14 protein-coding genes are annotated in these 17,359 nt (G+C 72.8%); 3 read left to right on the top strand and 11 right to left on the bottom strand.

The window, feature by feature from the left end; translation table 11 throughout:
• The first annotated feature begins 760 nt into the window (after window positions 1-760).
• Window positions 761-1,846 (top strand): tryptophan--tRNA ligase, encoded by a 1,086-nt coding sequence (trpS, locus tag IE239_RS13485; RefSeq protein WP_190149496.1) that lies wholly within the window; start codon window positions 761-763, stop codon window positions 1,844-1,846.
• 86 nt (window positions 1,847-1,932) lie between these two features.
• On the opposite strand, the gene proC is transcribed toward trpS, so the two are convergent.
• The 6 genes from proC to IE239_RS13455 form a co-directional block, all read right to left on the bottom strand.
• The gene (gene proC, locus IE239_RS13480) at window positions 1,933-2,745 is read right to left on the bottom strand and encodes a pyrroline-5-carboxylate reductase (protein ID WP_190149495.1); all 813 of its coding nucleotides are present in this window, start codon (window positions 2,743-2,745) and stop codon (window positions 1,933-1,935) included.
• Between the two features lie 150 nt (window positions 2,746-2,895).
• Window positions 2,896-3,705 (bottom strand): ABC transporter permease, encoded by an 810-nt coding sequence (locus IE239_RS13475; RefSeq protein WP_190149494.1) that lies wholly within the window; start codon window positions 3,703-3,705, stop codon window positions 2,896-2,898.
• Complete coding sequence (locus IE239_RS13470) at window positions 3,702-4,628, bottom strand: ABC transporter ATP-binding protein (RefSeq protein ID WP_373308094.1); 927 nt, start codon at window positions 4,626-4,628, stop codon at window positions 3,702-3,704. Before IE239_RS13470 ends, IE239_RS13475 begins: the two co-directional genes overlap by 4 nt.
• A 133-nt stretch (window positions 4,629-4,761) precedes the next feature.
• Entirely contained in the window at window positions 4,762-5,526 is a 765-nt protein-coding gene (locus IE239_RS13465; RefSeq protein WP_190149493.1) for a class I SAM-dependent methyltransferase, read from the bottom strand.
• A 172-nt stretch (window positions 5,527-5,698) separates the two neighbouring features.
• Window positions 5,699-6,286: an EamA/RhaT family transporter gene (locus IE239_RS13460; protein ID WP_373308092.1), complete on the bottom strand. Its 588-nt coding sequence runs from the start codon at window positions 6,284-6,286 to the stop codon at window positions 5,699-5,701.
• 115 nt (window positions 6,287-6,401) lie between these two features.
• A complete protein-coding gene (locus tag IE239_RS13455; RefSeq protein ID WP_190149522.1) occupies window positions 6,402-6,752 on the bottom strand; it encodes an SH3 domain-containing protein in 351 nt (116 codons plus the stop codon).
• Window positions 6,753-6,935: 183 nt separating this feature from the next.
• Between IE239_RS13455 and IE239_RS13450 the strand changes: the two genes are divergently transcribed.
• Window positions 6,936-9,263: a serine/threonine-protein kinase gene (locus IE239_RS13450; protein WP_190149492.1), complete on the top strand. Its 2,328-nt coding sequence runs from the start codon at window positions 6,936-6,938 to the stop codon at window positions 9,261-9,263.
• A gap of 209 nt (window positions 9,264-9,472) precedes the next feature.
• Here the strand turns inward: IE239_RS13450 and ilvD are convergent, their stop codons facing one another.
• The 4 genes from ilvD to IE239_RS13430 all read right to left on the bottom strand — a co-directional run bounded on the left by ilvD (window position 9,473) and on the right by IE239_RS13430 (window position 14,230).
• On the bottom strand, window positions 9,473-11,326 hold the full coding sequence (ilvD, locus tag IE239_RS13445) for a dihydroxy-acid dehydratase (protein ID WP_190149491.1): 1,854 nt from the start codon (window positions 11,324-11,326) through the stop codon (window positions 9,473-9,475).
• 165 nt (window positions 11,327-11,491) lie between these two features.
• Window positions 11,492-12,097 carry a TetR/AcrR family transcriptional regulator gene (locus IE239_RS13440; protein WP_190149490.1) on the bottom strand — a complete coding sequence of 202 codons (606 nt, stop codon included), beginning with the start codon at window positions 12,095-12,097 and terminating at the stop codon, window positions 11,492-11,494.
• The gene (locus IE239_RS13435) at window positions 12,094-13,059 is read right to left on the bottom strand and encodes a sugar phosphate isomerase/epimerase family protein (RefSeq protein ID WP_229878068.1); all 966 of its coding nucleotides are present in this window, start codon (window positions 13,057-13,059) and stop codon (window positions 12,094-12,096) included. Before IE239_RS13435 ends, IE239_RS13440 begins: the two co-directional genes overlap by 4 nt.
• A gap of 238 nt (window positions 13,060-13,297) precedes the next feature.
• On the bottom strand, window positions 13,298-14,230 hold the full coding sequence (locus IE239_RS13430; protein ID WP_190149489.1) for a Ppx/GppA family phosphatase: 933 nt from the start codon (window positions 14,228-14,230) through the stop codon (window positions 13,298-13,300).
• A gap of 124 nt (window positions 14,231-14,354) precedes the next feature.
• Here IE239_RS13430 and IE239_RS13425 point away from each other — a divergent pair, with 124 nt between their 5' ends.
• On the top strand, window positions 14,355-15,275 hold the full coding sequence (locus IE239_RS13425; RefSeq protein ID WP_373308091.1) for a DUF3109 family protein: 921 nt from the start codon (window positions 14,355-14,357) through the stop codon (window positions 15,273-15,275).
• Between the two features lie 88 nt (window positions 15,276-15,363).
• On the opposite strand, the gene IE239_RS13420 is transcribed toward IE239_RS13425, so the two are convergent.
• Entirely contained in the window at window positions 15,364-17,277 is a 1,914-nt protein-coding gene (locus IE239_RS13420; protein ID WP_373308090.1) for a hypothetical protein, read from the bottom strand.
• Between the last annotated feature and the right edge of the window lie 82 nt (window positions 17,278-17,359).

The following is a 17,359-nucleotide window of genomic DNA, read 5'->3' as shown; positions in this document are numbered from 1 at the left end:
ATCCTCGGCTTTCACGGCCGGGGACGGGGTATCAACATATCTGGCGTTGATTTTTGGCACGCTGTTGAGTTCTCAAGGAACGGACGCTTCCTTTGTACTCACCCGAACCTCTCGGGCTTTCCTCCGGGCGCTTCCCTTCGGTCTTGCTGTCTTGCGTTTCCGACTCTATCAGATCTTTTTCCGATCCGATTTCCTCGGTGCTTTCCAGGTTCCCGCTTTTGCTTCGCGGTTTCCCTTTCCGGCGGTTCCGACTCTATCAGATCCTTTCGGCGCTGATTCCCCGTCAGAGGGGGGTTGCCTTCCCGGCTGTTGGGCCGTTCCGACGAGTGAGACTTTAGCGGATTCCCGGCCTCCGAAGCCAATCGGGGCCTGCGCCCTTTCGAACGCGGATTCCTCATTTCGCGAATACACACGCCTGTCGACGCGACGGCAGACGAATGGACTGCACGTCGAGAAGTGGTGAGTACCTGCGGAATGGCTGTCCGGGGACCGACCGGAGTCGGCGCTCACGTCGGACAACTCGGAGAACACTACGTACGCGATCAGGGTGTGTCAACTCATGTCCCGACGGCATCCCTGAGGCGTACCCTGACGGGCATGACTACGCGTACGTGCACCCAGCTGTGGTGGGCCGCCTGACGGCGGCCGTGCTCACGTATGCACTCAACGGCCGCCGCTTCGGCGGCCGTTCTCGTATCTCCCTCCAGGGTTTCAGGGGACCGGCCGGCCGGGGCGGCGGTCTCGACCAGGAGGCGGAGAGATGAAGCGGGTCTTCAGTGGGGTCAAGCCGACCGGGCACCTGACGCTGGGGAACTACCTGGGAGCGCTCCGGCAGTGGGCCGAGGTCGACCAGCACCGGGCGGACTCGTTGTTCTGCGTGGTCGATCTGCACGCGCTGACCGTGGAGCACGATCCGGCGCGGGTGCGTCGGCTGAGCCGGCAGGCGGCGACGCTGTTGCTGGCGGCGGGGCTGGACCCCCGTTTGTGCACCGTGTTCGTCCAGAGCCATGTGGACGAACACGCGCGGTTGTCGTATCTGCTGGAGTGCGTGGCCACGGACGGCGAGATGCGTCGGATGATCCAGTACAAGGAGAAGGCCGCGCGCGAGCGGGAGCGTGGGGGCAGCGTGCGGCTCTCCCTGCTGACGTACCCCGTGCTGATGGCGGCGGACATCCTGGCTTACGCGACCGACGAGGTGCCCGTCGGCGACGACCAGGCGCAGCACGTGGAGCTGGCGCGGGATCTGGCGATGCGGTTCAACCAGCGGTACGGGCACACGTTCGTCGTGCCGAAGGCCACTCTTCCCGCGGTGGCGGCGCGGGTGATGAACCTGCAGGAGCCGGGGTCGAAGATGGGCAAGAGCGACGACTTCGGCCCGGGGATCGTCTATCTGCTGGACGAGCCGGACGTCGTCCGCAAGAAGGTGATGCGTGCCGTCACCGACAGCGGGCGGGAGGTCGTGTACGACCGTGCGGGGCGGCCCGGGGTCGCGAATCTGCTGGAGATCCTCGCGGCGTGCACGGGCGGGGATCCGGAGGCGTTGAGCGCCGCGTACACGTCGTACGGGGATCTGAAGAAGGACACGGCCGATGCCGTGGTGGAGGTTCTGCGGCCGCTGCGGGCCCGTCATCAGGAGTTGTGTGCCGACCCCGGCTATGTGGAGCGGGTGCTGCGGGACGGGGCCGAGAAGGCGAGGGCCATGGCCCGGCCCGTCGTCGACGACGCCTATCGCGCGATCGGGCTGCTTCCGCCTCTGAAGGAGTCCGGGGCGAAATCCGGGGCGGAATCCGGGCCTGAGTCCGGGGCAGGGTCCGGGGAGGAGGGGGCCTTGAACGCGGCGCGGTAGGCGCGGGGCGGGCGGCGAGGCGCGAGGCGAAGTGCCGGCGCCTCGTGACCTCGCTGCCGAAACCGGTGCGCCGGGCGATGGAAGGGTCAGTCCTTCTTGCCTGCGGCCAGTTCGCGGCTGCGGTCGCGGGCGGCCTCCAGGGCGGCGATGAGGGCGGCCCGGACGCCGTGGTTCTCGAGTTCCCGGATGGCGTTGATGGTCGTGCCCGCGGGGGACGTGACGTTCTCGCGGAGCTTGACCGGGTGCTCGCCGCTGTCGCGGAGCATCGTCGCGGCGCCGATCGCGGACTGGACGATCAGGTCGTGGGCCTTGTCGCGGGGCAGGCCGAGCAGGATGCCCGCGTCCGTCATCGCCTCGACCAGGTAGAAGAAGTACGCCGGGCCGGATCCGGAGAGGGCGGTGCAGGCGTCCTGCTGGGACTCGGGGACGCGGAGCGTCTTGCCGACCGCGCCGAAGATCTCCTCGGTGTGGGCGAGGTGGTCGGCGGTGGCGTGGGTGCCGGCGGAGATGACGGACATGGCCTCGTCGACGAGGGCGGGGGTGTTCGTCATGACGCGGACGACCGGGGTGCCGGCGGCGAGACGCTCCTCGATGGAGGCGGTGGTGATGCCGGCGGCGCCGCTGATGACCAGACGGTCGGCGGGGACGTGCGGGGCGAGCTCGTCGAGGAGGGCGCCCATGTCCTGCGGCTTGACCGTGAGGATCAGCGTGTCGGCGGTCTTGGCGGCCTCGGCGTTGGTGACAGGGGTGACTCCGTGGCGGGCGCGGAGTTCCTCGGCCCGCTCGGCGCGGCGGGCGGTGACCAGGAGGTCGGCCGGGGCCCAGCCGCCTCGGATCATGCCGCTGAGGAGAGCTTCGCCGATCTTGCCGGTGCCGAGGACTGCGACTTTCTGGGTCATGGCGGGAGGGTCCTCCGGGGGTGCGTCGTCCGTCGTCCGGGGTCATCCTCGCACCGGGGGTGGGGGGTGGGTCCGGATGTCCGGTGGGCGGACGGGTTCCGGGCCGGGTTCCGGGCCGGGGCCGGGTTCCGGGCCGGGGTGGGCGGCGGGTCAGGGGGTTCGGCGTCGTAGCGTCGCCGCTCCGAGGAACAGGACCAGGAGGGCGCAGCCGGCGACGATCAGGACGTCCCGGACGAAGGTCGCCGTCATCTCCGTGTGCCGGAGGACCTCGTTCATGCCGTCGACGGCGTAGGACATGGGCAGGACGTCGGAGACGGCCTCCAGGGCGGGGTGCATGGTGTCGCGGGCGGCGAAGAGGCCGCACAGCAGGAGCTGGGGGAAGATCACCGCCGGCATGAACTGGACGGCCTGGAACTCCGAGGCCGCGAAGGCGGAGACGAAGAGGCCGAGAGCCGTGCCGAGCAGCGCGTCCAGGAGGGCCACCAGGAGCAGGAGCCAGGGGCTGCCCGTGACGTCGAGGTCGAGGAACCACACGGCCAGGGCCGTGGCCAGGGCCGACTGGACGATCGCGAGGGCTCCGAAGGCCAGGGCGTAGCCGGCGATCAGATCCCCTTTGCCCAGCGGCATGGCGAGGAGGCGTTCGAGGGTGCCCGAGGTGCGTTCGCGCAGGGTGGCGATGGAGGTCACCAGGAACATCGTGATCAGCGGGAAGATCCCGAGGAGGGACGCGCCGATGTTGTCGAAGGTGCGGGGGCTGCCGTCGAAGACGTAGCGGAGCAGGAACAGCATCAGGCAGGGGACGAGCATCAGCAGCGCGATCGTGCGGGGGTCGTGGCGCAGTTGGCGCAGGACGCGGGCCGCGGTGGCGGTGGTGCGGGAGACGTTCAGGCCGCCGGCGGGGGCCGGAGGCGCGGTCGCGGGGGACGCGGCGGACGGGGTGGGCGACGTCTGTGTGCTCATCGGGTGCTCTCCTTCTCTCGGGCCGTCTGCGTGGCGGCGTCCACCAGGTGCAGGAAGGCCGCCTCGACGGTGTCGGCGCCGGTGCGGGTGAGCAGGGCGTCGGGGGTGGCGTCGGCGAGGATCCCGCCCTCGCGCATGAGGAGAAGGCGGTGGCACCGCTCGGCCTCGTCCATGACGTGGGAGGAGATCAGGAGCGTCGCGCCCCGGGTCTCGGCGATGTCGTGGAAGAGGTTCCACAGATCGCGGCGCAGGACGGGGTCCAGGCCGACGGTGGGTTCGTCGAGGACCAGGAGCTCCGGTGTGCCGAGGAGGGCGACGGCCAGGGAGACACGGCTGCGCTGGCCGCCGGAGAGGTTGCCGGCCAGGGCGTCGGCGTGGGTGGTCAGGTCGACGTCGGCGATCGCGCGGGTGACGTTCTCGTGGCGCCGGTCCGCTGCGGCCCGGCCCGGGTCGAGGATCGCCGCGAAGTAGTCCAGGTTCTGGCGGACCGTCAGGTCGTCGTAGACGGAGGGGGCCTGGGTGACGTAGCCGATGCGGGTGCGCAGGGCGGGGTGGCCGGCGGGTCGGCCGAGGACGTCCAGGGTGCCGGTGACCTTCGCCTGGGTGCCGACGACGGCGCGCATGAGGGTCGACTTGCCGCAGCCGGAGGGGCCCAGGAGACCGGTGATCTGACCGCGGGGGACGGTGAAGTCGAGGGTGCGCAGAACGGTGCGGGGACCGCGGACCACGCTGAGGTCCTGGGCTCGTACGGCGGGCGCGGCGGCCTCGGCGGGGTCGCCGTGGCCACCGGAGCCTTGGGTGCTTGCGGAGCCTCCGGGAGCTCCGGAGCCTCCGCGGATTCCGGGGGCGGTCCCGCGCGGGCTCTGCTTCTCGGATTCCCGCGCTTCCCGGTCGGGTGGGCGGGAGCCGGGCCTGAAATTCATCATGTGATGAATAATGCTCGCGAGGCGGTGCGGCGTCAAGCGGCACGGCCGTGGGGAACACACGAGCGCGGCGACCCTGGAGGGGGGCCGCCGCGCGGGAGGGGGCAGGTGGGAGTGGCTGGAGGGGAGGAGGTCAGGTGGTGGTCGCGAGCAGCAGGACGACGTCGTAGACCTCTTCGACGAGTCCGTCGGGGAAGGCCCGGGTCAGGTGCTCGCGCTCCTCGGCGAGGAAGGCCGCGGTCGCCTCGTCGCCATGGACCAGGAAGATCGAGTGGCTGCCGATGTTGGCCAGGTGCGTGTCGACCGGAACGCGGCGGCTCCAGCGGACCTCGCGGCGGACCGGGTCCAGGCGGCCCGAGGGGTCGACGGTACGAGCGCTCACGTTCCGGTCGGCGACGGGGACGCCCGCCCCGAAGTGCCGTGCGATGCGCCGGCCCTGCTCGGCGAGCCACGGCACGTCCGGCGCGTCGGTGTTCCACCAGAGGGCCAGCGCCCCGCCCGGACGCAGCACGCGCAGGGCTTCCGGGACCGCGCGGGCCGGGTCGGTCCAGTGCCAGGACTGGGCGTAGGTGAGGAAGTCGAGGGAGGCGTCGGCCAGCGGGAGGCTGTTCCCGTCGCCCCGGACGACCGCCACGTCGGGGAGGACGCGGCGGAACTGCGCGGCCATGCCCTCCCCGGGCTCGACGGCGACGACGTCCGCGCCGCGAGCGTGCAGGAGAGCGGTCGAGATGCCGGTGCCGGCCCCGACGTCCGCGACCCGCGCACCGGCGAGGGGGCGGCCGGCGAGTTCCTCGATCGCGTCGAGGAGGGCGCTCGGGTAGGAGGGGCGGTTGGCGGCGTACTGGGCAGCGGCGGAGTTGAAGGAGTGGGCTCGGGCCGCGTGGGAGGAGACCGTCATGGGGCCATGCTCGCGGGGGGTGGGCGCGGACGGGAAGGAATTGACGATCCCGAGCCCAGAGGGAGTCGGGGGGGTGTCGGGACCGGACCCGGCCGGGGCGCGGGGACCGGCTCGGCCGGGGCCGGCCGGGGCGGCAGGCCGGGCCCGACGGAGAGGACGGGCAGCGTGGGCGTCAGCCGGTGCGGCGTTTCTTCGAGGGGTTGCCCGTGCGGCGGCTGGTGCGCTGGGTGTGGCGCCGACGGGCCTCTTCGAATTCCTTGCGGTGCAGGCTCTCGCCGGGGGCCTCGGTGAAGGTGCGGAAGAAGTAGGCGAGCAGCGAGCCCACGAAGCCGATGGCCAGCAGGCCGCGCAGGGATGCCTGGCGGTCGGGGTCAGGGCGCTTGGCGAAGCCGTCCCAGGTGTGACGGAAGGCGAGGGCGCTGCAGACGGCGAACATCACGACGACCAGGAGGGTCACGAAGCCGCCGAGGCCGGCGATGGCGATGCCCTGGTAGGCGAGGCGCAGGACGAGGCAGGAGACGGCGGCCGCGGCGAGGGAGCCCACGGCCGCGGCGACCCGTCGGACCGCGTAGCCGCGGGGGCCGGGGTCGTGGTCGACCCAGGTGGTGCCGAAGAAGCCGAGCGGCTCCGGGCGGGGTCCGGACACCGGACCGGTGCCGGCGGCGGGGCTCCCGGCCGCCCGGCCGGTCGAAGCGCTCGGGGCGCTCGAGGCGCTCCGGGCGTCCGCGGAGGTGTCCGGGGTGCCGCTTTCGTCGCTCACGGGACGATTATGGCTCCGGGTGGACACGCGCTCCCGGGCGGGCTGCCGGGAACCCCCGGTGGCGGGCTGCCCGAAACCTCCGGTGGGGGGCTCCGGGCAGCCCGCCGGCGTCGGATCAGGCGCAGCGCGAGGCGACGTACCCGTCGCTGCCGGTGTGCACGTACGCGTCCGAGACGAACTGGCCGCCACCGATGTTGTCCCAGATGTTCGACGTGCCGTACGGGCCGGAGACCGAAGTGCCCGGCGTCTGGCAGAAGATCGGGACCTGGACGCCCTCGGCCAGGACCTTGACGACCGAGTAGCCGGTGCCCGGGCCGCTGCGCACGTTCAGCCGGACACCCGGGGCGACCGGGTAGTAGTCGATGGCCACCGTCGTGACGGCCGCCGCGGTTCCGGCACTTTCGGAACTTTCAGTGCTTTCGGTACTTTCGGTGCTTTCGACCTTTTCCACACGGTCCACAGACATGAAAAAACCTCCCCCGTCGGACCCCATGACTGCCATGGGGACACGTTGATTCCCCCGAGATCCGCAATGAAACACATGTGCAGAATTCGTACACGGAGGCTGGCAAGCCGTCTCTGTCCCGTACGAGTCATCGATTAGGCTCCGTGGGTCGCGCGCGCGGTTTGAACAGCACGGGGGTGGTCCATGTCGCCACAGCGCAACACCGGGGCGGGCGCGGAAGCGGAACTTCCGGAATACGCCGGCCACTACCGCCTGCGCGAATGCCTGGGCTCCGGTGGCATGGGCGTGGTGCACCTGGCCCACAGCACCTCCGGGATGAAGGTCGCGGTGAAGGTCGTCCACGCCCGGTTCGCCCTGGATCCCGAGTTCAGGGGCCGTTTCCGGCAGGAGGTGGCCGCGGCTCGGCGAGTGAGCGGGGCGTTCACCGCGCCCGTCGTCGACGCCGACCCGGAGGCCGAACGGCCCTGGATGGCGACTCTGTTCATCCCCGGCTCGACCCTCGCCGAGCACGTGAAGCGGAACGGCCCCATGCGCTCGGGCGAGTTGCGGCGGCTGATGGCCGGGCTGGCGGAAGCACTGCGTGACATCCACCGCGTGGGGGTCGTGCACCGGGATCTCAAGCCGAGCAACGTGCTGCTCGCCGAGGACGGGCCGAAGGTGATCGACTTCGGCATCTCCCGGCCGAAGGACAGCGAACTTCGCACCGAGACCGGCAAGTTGATCGGCACACCGCCCTTCATGGCGCCGGAGCAGTTCCGTCGGCCGCGGGAGGTCGGGCCTGCCGCCGACGTCTTCGCGCTCGGGTCGGTGATGGTGCACGCGGCGACCGGGCGCGGGCCGTTCGACTCCGACAGCCCCTACGTCGTCGCCTACCAGGTGGTGCACGACGAGCCGGATCTGACCGGCGTGCCGGACAACCTCGCGCCGCTGGTCTCGCGCTGCCTGGCCAAGGAGCCCGAGGGCCGGCCCACTCCGGACGAGTTGATGCGCGAGCTGCGGTCGGTGGCGGCGTCGTACGACACACAGTCGTTCATACCGGCGCAGCGGTCCCTCTGGGGCGGCGAGACGGATCCGGCGGGCACGGGAGACGCGGCGGGGCCGCCGGTTTCGGCCGCTCCGGGGGCTTCCGACGCTTCGGCTGCTCCGGACGCTTCAGCTGCTCCGGTGGCTCCAGCGGCTCCAGTGGTTCCGGTGGCTCCTGATGAGCCGTCGGGGGCCGAGTCCGAGCGGGTGGACGAGGAGGCCGTGCGAGAGACGGACAAGCGGCCCGGGCGGTGGGCGCGGGTCCGGTCCGGGCTCCGGGGGCGGCGCGGGCGGGTCGCGTTCACGGCCGGCGCGCTGGTCGTCGTCCTCGCGGGGGGCGCGCTCGGCGTCACGCGGCTGCTGGGCCACGACGACGCGGGCCGTGGCGTGCGGGGAGGCGCGGCCGGCTCGCACTCGGCGTCGCCCGCCTTCAGCCCCTGGAGCACCCGGCCGGCCAAGGCGGGCAAGGGGGCGGGTGCCGCCGGAACGGGCGGCATGCCGCTGTGCGCGTCCGCCGCGAAGCGGCTGCTCTGCGCGCAGTCGGGGCTGGTGTCCGCGCTGGACGCCGACGACGGGCGCGTGCTGTGGCGGCATGCGCTCGCCGACGGAGACCGGCCCAGCGAGGCGCCCGTGCTCGCGGGCGGTCTGGCGCTGGTGGTCACGCACTCGGGCAGGCTCGTCGAGGCGCTGGACCCGGCGTCGGGCGCCACGCGCTGGCAGCAGGACCTGTCGGGGTACGGGAGTCTGCGCGCCGTCGGCGACACCCTGCTGCTGACCGCGGCCGACAAGACGGTCACCGGCGTGTCCGCGACGACGGGCGAGAAGATCTGGAGCCGCTTGATCCCGGGACTGAACGAGCCGTACTTCACGACGTTCCCCGGGGATCCGCTGGCGTACGCGGCGAGCGTCTCTGACGACGGCCACACCCGGATCACGGCGGTGGACCCCGCCACGGGCAAGGTGCGCTGGAAGGCACGGCTCGGCGGCGCGCTCAGGCTGGTGGGCACCACCGCCGGCAGCGCGGTCCTGCTGTCCCAGGGCGACGCCTACGGCACGGTCGACGCCGTGGTCCGCTACGACCCGGCGGACGGGGCGGCGCGGCGGGTGCCGCTCGGCATCACGCTCCAGGAGGCTCAGGCCGCGGTGCACGGGGACCGGGTGTACCTGCTGGCCTTCGACGGGACGCTGGCGGCCGTCGACACGGCCGCCGGGCAGCAGGTGTGGTCCCTGCAGACGGCCGTGAGCCGGGGTTCGGCGCCGGCCTCCGACGGCGGGCACGTCTACTTCAGCGCCGCCGACGGCCGTCTCCTCGCCGTCGACGCGGACGACGGCAGGCTCCTCGGTCAGACGACGCTGCGGCTCGGCGCCCACTCGGACCGGGTGGTGGCCACACTGCCCGCGCCCGCGGCGGTCGGCGGCCGGGTCTACGCCGGCGCGCCCGACGGAACCGTCTTCGCGGTCGACGGGCGGGATCCGGCGGGCTGGTGAGACACCGCCGCATCCCGCAGACGGCGTAGACGTGGACGAGACGTAGGCGTAGGCGTCCGCACCGGTCCGGTGTCGGTCTCGGTATCCGGATCGGCACCGGCCGGCGGGTGGCCGAGGCCGCAGACACGCCAGGGCCGTCTGCGCGGTGCGCAGACGGCCCTGGCGAATGAGGTCCGGCGGAAGAGCCCCTGAGGGACGCCGGGCGGACGTCAGCCGAGCTTCGACACGTCCCGCACCGCGCCCTTGTCGGCGCTCGTCGCCATCGCGGCGTAGGCGCGCAGCGCGGCGGACACCTTGCGCTCGCGGTTCTTCGGGGCGTAGACGCCGCCGAGGGCCGCCTCGCGCCGCGCCAGTTCGGCGTCGTCGACGAGGAGCTCGATCGTGCGGTTCGGGATGTCGATGCGGATGCGGTCGCCGTCCTCGACCAGGGCGATCGTGCCGCCGGACGCCGCCTCCGGCGAGGCGTGGCCGATCGACAGGCCCGAGGTGCCGCCGGAGAAGCGGCCGTCGGTGACCAGCGCGCAGGTCTTGCCCAGGCCGCGGCCCTTGAGGAAGGACGTCGGGTACAGCATCTCCTGCATGCCCGGTCCGCCCTTGGGGCCCTCGTAGCGGATGACGACGACGTCGCCGTCGGTCACCTGCTTGTTGAGGATCTTCTCGACGGCCTCCTCCTGCGACTCGCAGACGACCGCCGGGCCCTCGAAGGTCCAGATCGACTCGTCGACGCCGGCCGTCTTGACCACGCAGCCGTCGACGGCGAGGTTGCCGCGCAGGACGGCGAGGCCGCCGTCCTTGCTGTAGGCGTGCTCGGCGGAGCGGATGCACCCGCCCTCGGCGTCCTCGTCCAGCGCCTCCCAGCGCTCGGACTGGGAGAAGGCCTCGGCGGAGCGGACGCAGCCGGGGGCCGCGTGCCACAGTTCCAGGGCCTCGGGGGACGGTGAACCAGCGCGGACGTCCCACGTCTTCAGCCAGTCCCCGAGGGACGGGCTGTGGACGGCGTGCACGTCCTCGTTGAGCAGGCCCGCACGGTGCAGTTCGCCGAGCAGGGCGGGGATTCCGCCGGCGCGGTGCACGTCCTCCATGTAGTACGTGCGGTTCTTCGCGACGTTGGGCGCCACCTTCGCCAGGCAGGGCACACGGCGCGAGACCTCGTTGATCTCCTCAAGGCCGAACGGGACGCCCGCCTCCTGGGCGGCGGCGAGGAGGTGCAGGATCGTGTTGGTCGAGCCGCCCATCGCGATGTCGAGGGCCATGGCGTTCTCGAAGGCCGCGATGGTGGCGATGTTGCGCGGCAGGACCGTCTCGTCGTCCTGCTCGTAGTAGCGGCGGGTGATGCCCATCACCGTGCGGCCGGCGTCCTCGTACAGCGCCCTGCGGGCCGTGTGGGTGGCCAGGACCGAGCCGTTGCCGGGGAGGGACAGGCCGATGGCCTCGGTCAGGCAGTTCATCGAGTTTGCGGTGAACATGCCGGAACAGGAGCCGCAGGTCGGACAGGCGTTCTCCTCGATGCGGAGGATGTCCTCGTCCGAGATCTTGTCGTTGACGGCGTCGGAGATCGCGTCGACCAGGTCGAGCGTGCGGACCGTGCCGTCGACGAGCGTGGCGCGGCCGGACTCCATCGGGCCGCCGGAGACGAAGACCGTGGGGATGTTCAGCCGCAGGGCCGCGTTCAGCATGCCCGGAGTGATCTTGTCGCAGTTGGAGATGCAGATCAGGGCGTCGGCGCAGTGCGCCTCGACCATGTACTCCACGCTGTCCGCGATCAGGTCGCGCGAGGGCAGGCTGTAGAGCATGCCGCCGTGGCCCATCGCGATGCCGTCGTCGACGGCGATGGTGTTGAACTCGCGCGGGATGCCGCCGGCCTCCCGGATGGCCTCGCTGACGATCCGGCCGACCGGCTGGAGGTGCGTGTGGCCGGGCACGAACTCGGTGAAGCTGTTCGCCACCGCGATGATCGGCTTCCGGCCGATGTCCGCACCGGGTACACCGGAGGCGCGCATAAGGGCGCGGGCGCCCGCCATGTTGCGTCCGTGGGTGACTGTGCGGGACCTCAGCTCGGGCATCGTCGCTCGCTCCTTCAGACGGATGGGGCTACTGGTGAGCGTACGCCGGTCATCCAGGGGGCGGGACGACGTGTCCGGAATGCGGGACGCGTGTCTCGGCTTCGGTGGCCGCGACGGTCCGGTCAGGCGCCCGGTCCGTCATGGTCCGGTCAGGCGCCCGGTCCGTCACGGTCCGGTCAGGTGCCCCTGCACCACCGGCGCCACCCGCGCGATGATCTGCTCCACGTCCGCCGAGGCCAGCGGCTCCACCTTGATCACGTATCGCAGCATCGCGCAGCCCACCAGCTGCGCCGCGGCCAGCTCGGCGCGCAGCTCGGCGTCCGGCAGGTCGAGCTGGTCGGCGATGCGGCGCAGCAGCTGCGAGGCGACCAGACGGCGGAAGACGGCGGCCGCGGTGTCGTTGTTCACGGCGGAGCGCACGATCGCCAGCAGCGGCTTGCGGGTGGTGGGGTTCTCCCAGACGCCGAAGATGAAGCGGGCCAGGCGTTCGCCCACCTGGTCCTGCGGCCCGTCGGCGACCGCTGTCGGCGCGTTCAGCGCGGGCGCGAAGGCCACCTCGATCGCGGCAGCGAAGACCTGCTCCTTGGTGCCGAAGTAGTGGTGGACCAGCGCCGGGTCCACGCCGGCCGCCTTGGCGATCCCGCGCACGGACGTCCTGTCGTAGCCCCGCTCGGAGAACTCCTCGCGGGCGGCGGTCAGGATGCGGTCCCGGGTGTCGGCCGACTCGGCCCGCGGGGGACGGCCGCGCCCCCGGGCGGTGACGCCGGTCATCGGCGGGGCGCCTTCGCCCGGCGCCGGGCCGACGACGAAGACACGGCGGACGAGGCGGACGACGGGGACGGCGGGGGCGACGGTGGCGAAGCAGACGGACCGGACGACGGGGAGGCGGCCGACTGCGGCGACGACGAGGCCGAGGCCGACGGCGATGAAGCCGACGCGAGGTGCAGGCGGGCGAAGGCCAGTGCCTCCGCCAGGTCCGCTTCCCGCTCCGCGCCGGACATCGCGCGCCTGGTGTTGACCTCGATGACGACGTGCCCGTCGAAACCGGTCAGCGCGAGCCGCTCCAGCAGTTCGGCGCAGGGCTGGGAGCCGCGGCCGGGGACCAGGTGCTCGTCCTTGGCCGAACCGTTTCCGTCGGCGAGGTGGACGTGGCCCAGACGGTCGGCCATGCGGTCGACCATCTGCATCGCGTCCGTGCGGGACGTCGAGGCATGGCTGAGGTCGATCGTGAAGTGCCGGTAGTCGTCCTTCGTGACGTCCCAGTCGGGCGCGTACGCGAGCATCTCGCGGTCGCGGTAGCGCCACGGGTACATGTTCTCCACGGCGAACCGCACGTCCGTCTCGTCCGCCATCCGCCAGATGCCGGTGACGAAGTCGCGCGCGTACTGGCGCTGCCAGCGGAACGGCGGGTGGACGACGACGGTGCTCGCGCCGAGCCTCTCCGCGGCCGCTCTGGCCCGCTGGAGCTTGGTCCACGGGTCGGTCGACCACACCCGCTGCGTGATGAGCAGGCAGGGGGCGTGCACGGCGAGGATCGGGATCCGGTGGAAGTCGCTGAGTCTGCGCAGCGCGTCGATGTCCTGGCTGACGGGATCGTTCCAGACCATGACCTCGACGCCGTCGTACCCGAGGCGTGCGGCGATCTCGAAGGCCGTCGCCGTCGACTCCGGATAGACCGAGGCAGTCGACAGGGCGACCTTCGCATCCGGGATCCGCACGACTGGCTCTGCCATGGGGGACAGGTTACGGGGTGGGATCGGGTGAGTGCGGGGCACCCGCGCCCCGCACGACCGCGCGCAGACGTGCCCTCACGCCGCCGTACGCGCGTTCTCGGCGCCCTGCCCGCCACGTCGGCGCGTCCGGCACGCTGTCACCTCCGTCACATCCGTCACATCACTCACGCCCTCTCCCCCAGAGGTCCCCAGGTCCCCCAGGTCCCCCAGGTCCCTCTGGTCGCTCACGTCGCGTCGCTCACGTGGACGCCATGTGGTCCAGCTTGCGCAGGATGACGCCCTCCCTGAGCGCCCACGGGCAGACTTCCAGCGTCTCGACGCCGAACAGGTCCATCGCGCCCTCGGCCACCAGCGCGCCCGCCACGAGCTGGCTCGCCCGGCCCTCCGAGACGCCGGGGAGCGCCGCACGCTGGGCCGACGTCATCCCGGCCAGGCGGGGCACCCAGGCTTCCAGGGACTCGCGCTTGAGCTGACGCTGGGTGTACGGGCCGTCGGCGGAGCGGGCGGCGCCGGCGATGCGGGCGAGCTGCCTGAAGGTCTTCGACGTGGCGACCACGTGGTCGGGGGCGCCGAAGCGGGCGAACTCGCCGACCGTGCGGGCGATCTGCGCGCGGGCATGGCGGCGCAGCGCTCGTATGTCCTCGGGGGCGGGCGGGTCGCCGGGCAGCCAGCCCGCGGTGAGCCGGCCCGCGCCGAGCGGCAGCGAGACGGCCGCGTCGGGCTGCTCGTCGATGCCGTACGCGATCTCCAGGGAGCCGCCGCCGATGTCCAGGACCAGCAGCTTTCCGGCCGACCAGCCGAACCAGCGGCGGGCGGCGAGGAACGTCAGCCGGGCCTCCTCGGCGCCGGAGAGGACCTGGAGCTCGACGCCGGTCTCGGCCTGCACGCGCGCGAGGACGTCGTCGGCGTTGCTGGCCTCGCGCACGGCGGAGGTGGCGAACGGCAGCAGGTCCTCGACGCCCTTGTCCTCGGCGGCCTGGAGGGCGTCCTTGACGACGGCGATCAGTTTGTCGACGCCCTCGGGGCCGATCGCCCCGTCTTCGTCGAGGAGTTGGGCAAGGCGCAGCTCCGCCTTGTGCGAGTGCGCGGGCAGCGGGCACGCGCCCGGGTGTGCGTCCACCACCAGCAGATGCACCGTGTTCGATCCCACGTCGAGGACACCGAGTCTCATGCAGGGAACGCTACTGCCCACCGGGCGATCCAGGTTGTGCGGGGCGAAACGCCTTGTCGCGGAGGCGGTGGCCGGGCTGCCGGCGACGTCCCCGGAGCGGGCCCCGGCGACTTACCCTGGACGGGTGCCAAAGACGAACAAGGCGAAGGCCGACAAAACCGCCGACAAGCCCACCGACGGCGCTTCGCGGGCGAAGCCGGTGAAGCCACCGAAGAAGTCGGGGAAGGACCTGGCGGCGACGGCTGTGGCCGCCGACGAGAAGGGCCTCGACTTCGCCCGCGCGTGGGTGGAGTTCCCGGACCCGGCCGACGCCGAGCAGGTCTTCCGGTGCGATCTGACCTGGCTGACCTCGCGCTGGAACTGCATCTTCGGCAGCGGCTGCCAGGGCATCCAGGCGGGCCGCGCGGACGACGGGTGCTGCTCGCTGGGCGCCCACTTCTCCGACGAGGACGACGAGAAGCGCGTCGCCGGACATGTGGCGAGGCTCACCCCCGACATCTGGCAGCACCATGACGAGGGCGAGCGCGGCGGCTGGGTCTCGCAGGACGAGGAGGGCTCCCGCCAGACCCGCCCGTTCAACGGCTCCTGCATCTTCCAGAACCGTCCGGGGTTCGCGGGCGGCGCCGGCTGCTCGCTGCACATCCTGGCCCTGCGCGAGGGCCGCGAGCCGCTGGAGACCAAGCCCGACGTCTGCTGGCAGCTGCCGGTGCGGCGCACGTACGACTGGATCGACCGGCCCGACGACACGCGCGTGCTGCAGGTGTCCATCGGCGAGTACGACCGGCGCGGGTGGGGGCCGGGCGGCCACGACCTGCACTGGTGGTGCACCTCGGCCACCTCGGCGCACGGCGCGGGCGACCCGGTGTACGTGTCGTACCGCCCGGAGCTGACCGAGCTGATGGGCAAGGCGGGCTACGACCGCCTGGTCGAGCTGTGTGAGGAACGCCTCGCCGCACAGCTGCCCCTGCTGGCGCCGCATCCGGCGGACCCGGTCGATCCCGTGAACCCGGTCGGCCCGGTCGGCCCGGGGAAGCCGGTCGGCTGAGCCTGTGACCAGCCCGTCGCCGGCGTGACGTCCGACGACACACCCGACGACACACCCGGCGACTCATGACTACGCCTGACGACGCTGTCTACGGCGTCGCCGGGCTCGGCGGGTCGCCGTCGGCGCTCGGGGACGGGCTGTCCGGGACGGACGGGGACGGGTCGCCTGGCGTGGGATCCGGGTCGGAGGAGGCGGGCGGGGCCGTCGGGGTGGGGTCCGCGGAGGGCGGGGCCGTCCGGGTCGGCTCCGGGCCGGACGAAGGCGGCGGGCCGCCGGAGCCCGGACCGTGACCGTGGCCGTCCCCGGGGCGCGACGGGGCGGGGGCGGTGCCGTAGCCCTCGATGGAGACGACGGCGCCCGCCGGGGCGATCGCCACGCGCGCGTGCCAGTGCCCGGAGGGTTCGCGCAGGGGGTCGACATAGACCCTGACCGTGGCCGACTCGCCCGGCTTCAGCGCGCCCGTGGAACGGCTCAGGTAGAGCCAGGGAGCCACGGTGGTCGCCGACCAGCGGATCGACTCCTCCGCTTCCGGCGACGCGGCGAGGGTGATGAGGGTGGTGTCGCCCCTGGTGACGGCCGCCACGGAGAGCAGGCCGGAAGCGCCGCGGCCGAGCCCGCCGACGCTGACGACCTCCACGGAGACGTCCTGTTCGCCGCCCCTGGACGGATCGGCGCCGGGGCGGGTGCTGACGTTCCCGGCGTTCTCGTAGCCGCCCCCCGCCCCGCCGTCGAGGCTGCCGGGGCCATGCGCCTCGCCGGCACTGGCCGGGCGGCCCTCGACCCCCTCGCCCGTCGGCGTGCCGCGACAGGCCGCCCACAGCGCGATCACGGGGGCGGCGACGACGGTGGCGACGACGGTCGTCGTGACGGCACGCGCGCGCAGCCGCTCCCGGCGGGCTGCGCGGTCCTTGGGGTCCATCGGGAAGCCGCGCCGGTCGTAGCGCGGCACGGCGACCCCCCGCGCGCGGGAGGGCCGGGCCATGGCAGCGTGCAGCTGCGCGCGGGGCGCTTCCAGGATCGGCAGCTCGGCGGGGGTGACGCCGGCGCCGGGCCAGCGGCCGGGAACGGCGCGCTCGGCGGCTCGGCGGCAGTGCGGACAGTCGTCGACGTGCCGGACGAGCTCGCGGCGCAGGGCGGCGCTGAGGACGAGCTGGTTCTCGCCGGCGAGGCGGCTCACGCCGGGACAGCCGCCGGACTCGACGACGGCGAGCGCCGCGCGCGTGCGCTCGACCTCGCAGGCGGCGGAGGCGAGCAGCTCGCGGGCCGCGGCGGGATCCCTGCCGAGCACGGCGGCGACCTCGTGCGCGGCCAGGTGGTGGCGTACGGCCAGCTCCAGCGCCTCGCGCTGTTCCGGGGAGGTGCCGGCGGCCTCCGGCCAGGCGAGCTGGGCGAGTTCGCGCCGCCGTTGCTCCTGGAGCTCGTCGGAGACGGGTGACGCAGGCGGAACGGAGGAAACCGAGGAGGCGCAGGGCGCGTAGGGCGTGGGGGGCGCGGAGACGGAAGAGGCGGCGCCGTTCGGAGCTGCGGGCGTCGTGGGCGTCTTGGACGCCGGGGACGCCGGGGACGCCGAGACCACCGAGGGGACCGACGGGGACGTCGACGGGGACGGGGACGGGGACGTCGCGTGCTTCCCGGTCGGCGGGCGGCGGCCGCCCTCGCGTCGCGCGGCGTGCGTGCTCCGACGTCTCTGCTTGGCCTCGGTGAGCTTGCGCAGACAGGCCCAGCGGGCCAGCGCGTACAGCCAGGCCCGGAGGTCGCCCGCCGCGTCCGGCATCCGCTGGCCGCGCCGTTCCGCGAACGCCAGGGCGTCCCCGAGGGCGGCGGTGGCCGCGTCGTGGTCGCACAGGACGGACAGACAGTAGGTGAACAGGCCGTCCAGGTACGGCTCGTAGCGCGCGGGCGGCCGCTGCGCGAGCGTGCGCGCCGCAGCGATGTCGCGCGCCTCCCGGTGCGCCCGGTGCGCGCCGGTCGTGCGGGCTGAGGTTTCCGGGCTGCTGCTCATCACCCGTGCGACCGTAGGCGGCGCGGAACGCGGTCTACTTGTCCCTTGAGTCCTTTTAATCCGTATGGGTGAAACGATCCCT

It is taken from the genome of Streptomyces humidus (assembly GCF_014649655.1).
Taxonomy (GTDB): domain Bacteria; phylum Actinomycetota; class Actinomycetes; order Streptomycetales; family Streptomycetaceae; genus Streptomyces; species Streptomyces humidus.
The sequence above is the reverse complement of the archived record's forward strand: the minus strand, read 5'-3'. Positions and strand labels throughout refer to the sequence as shown.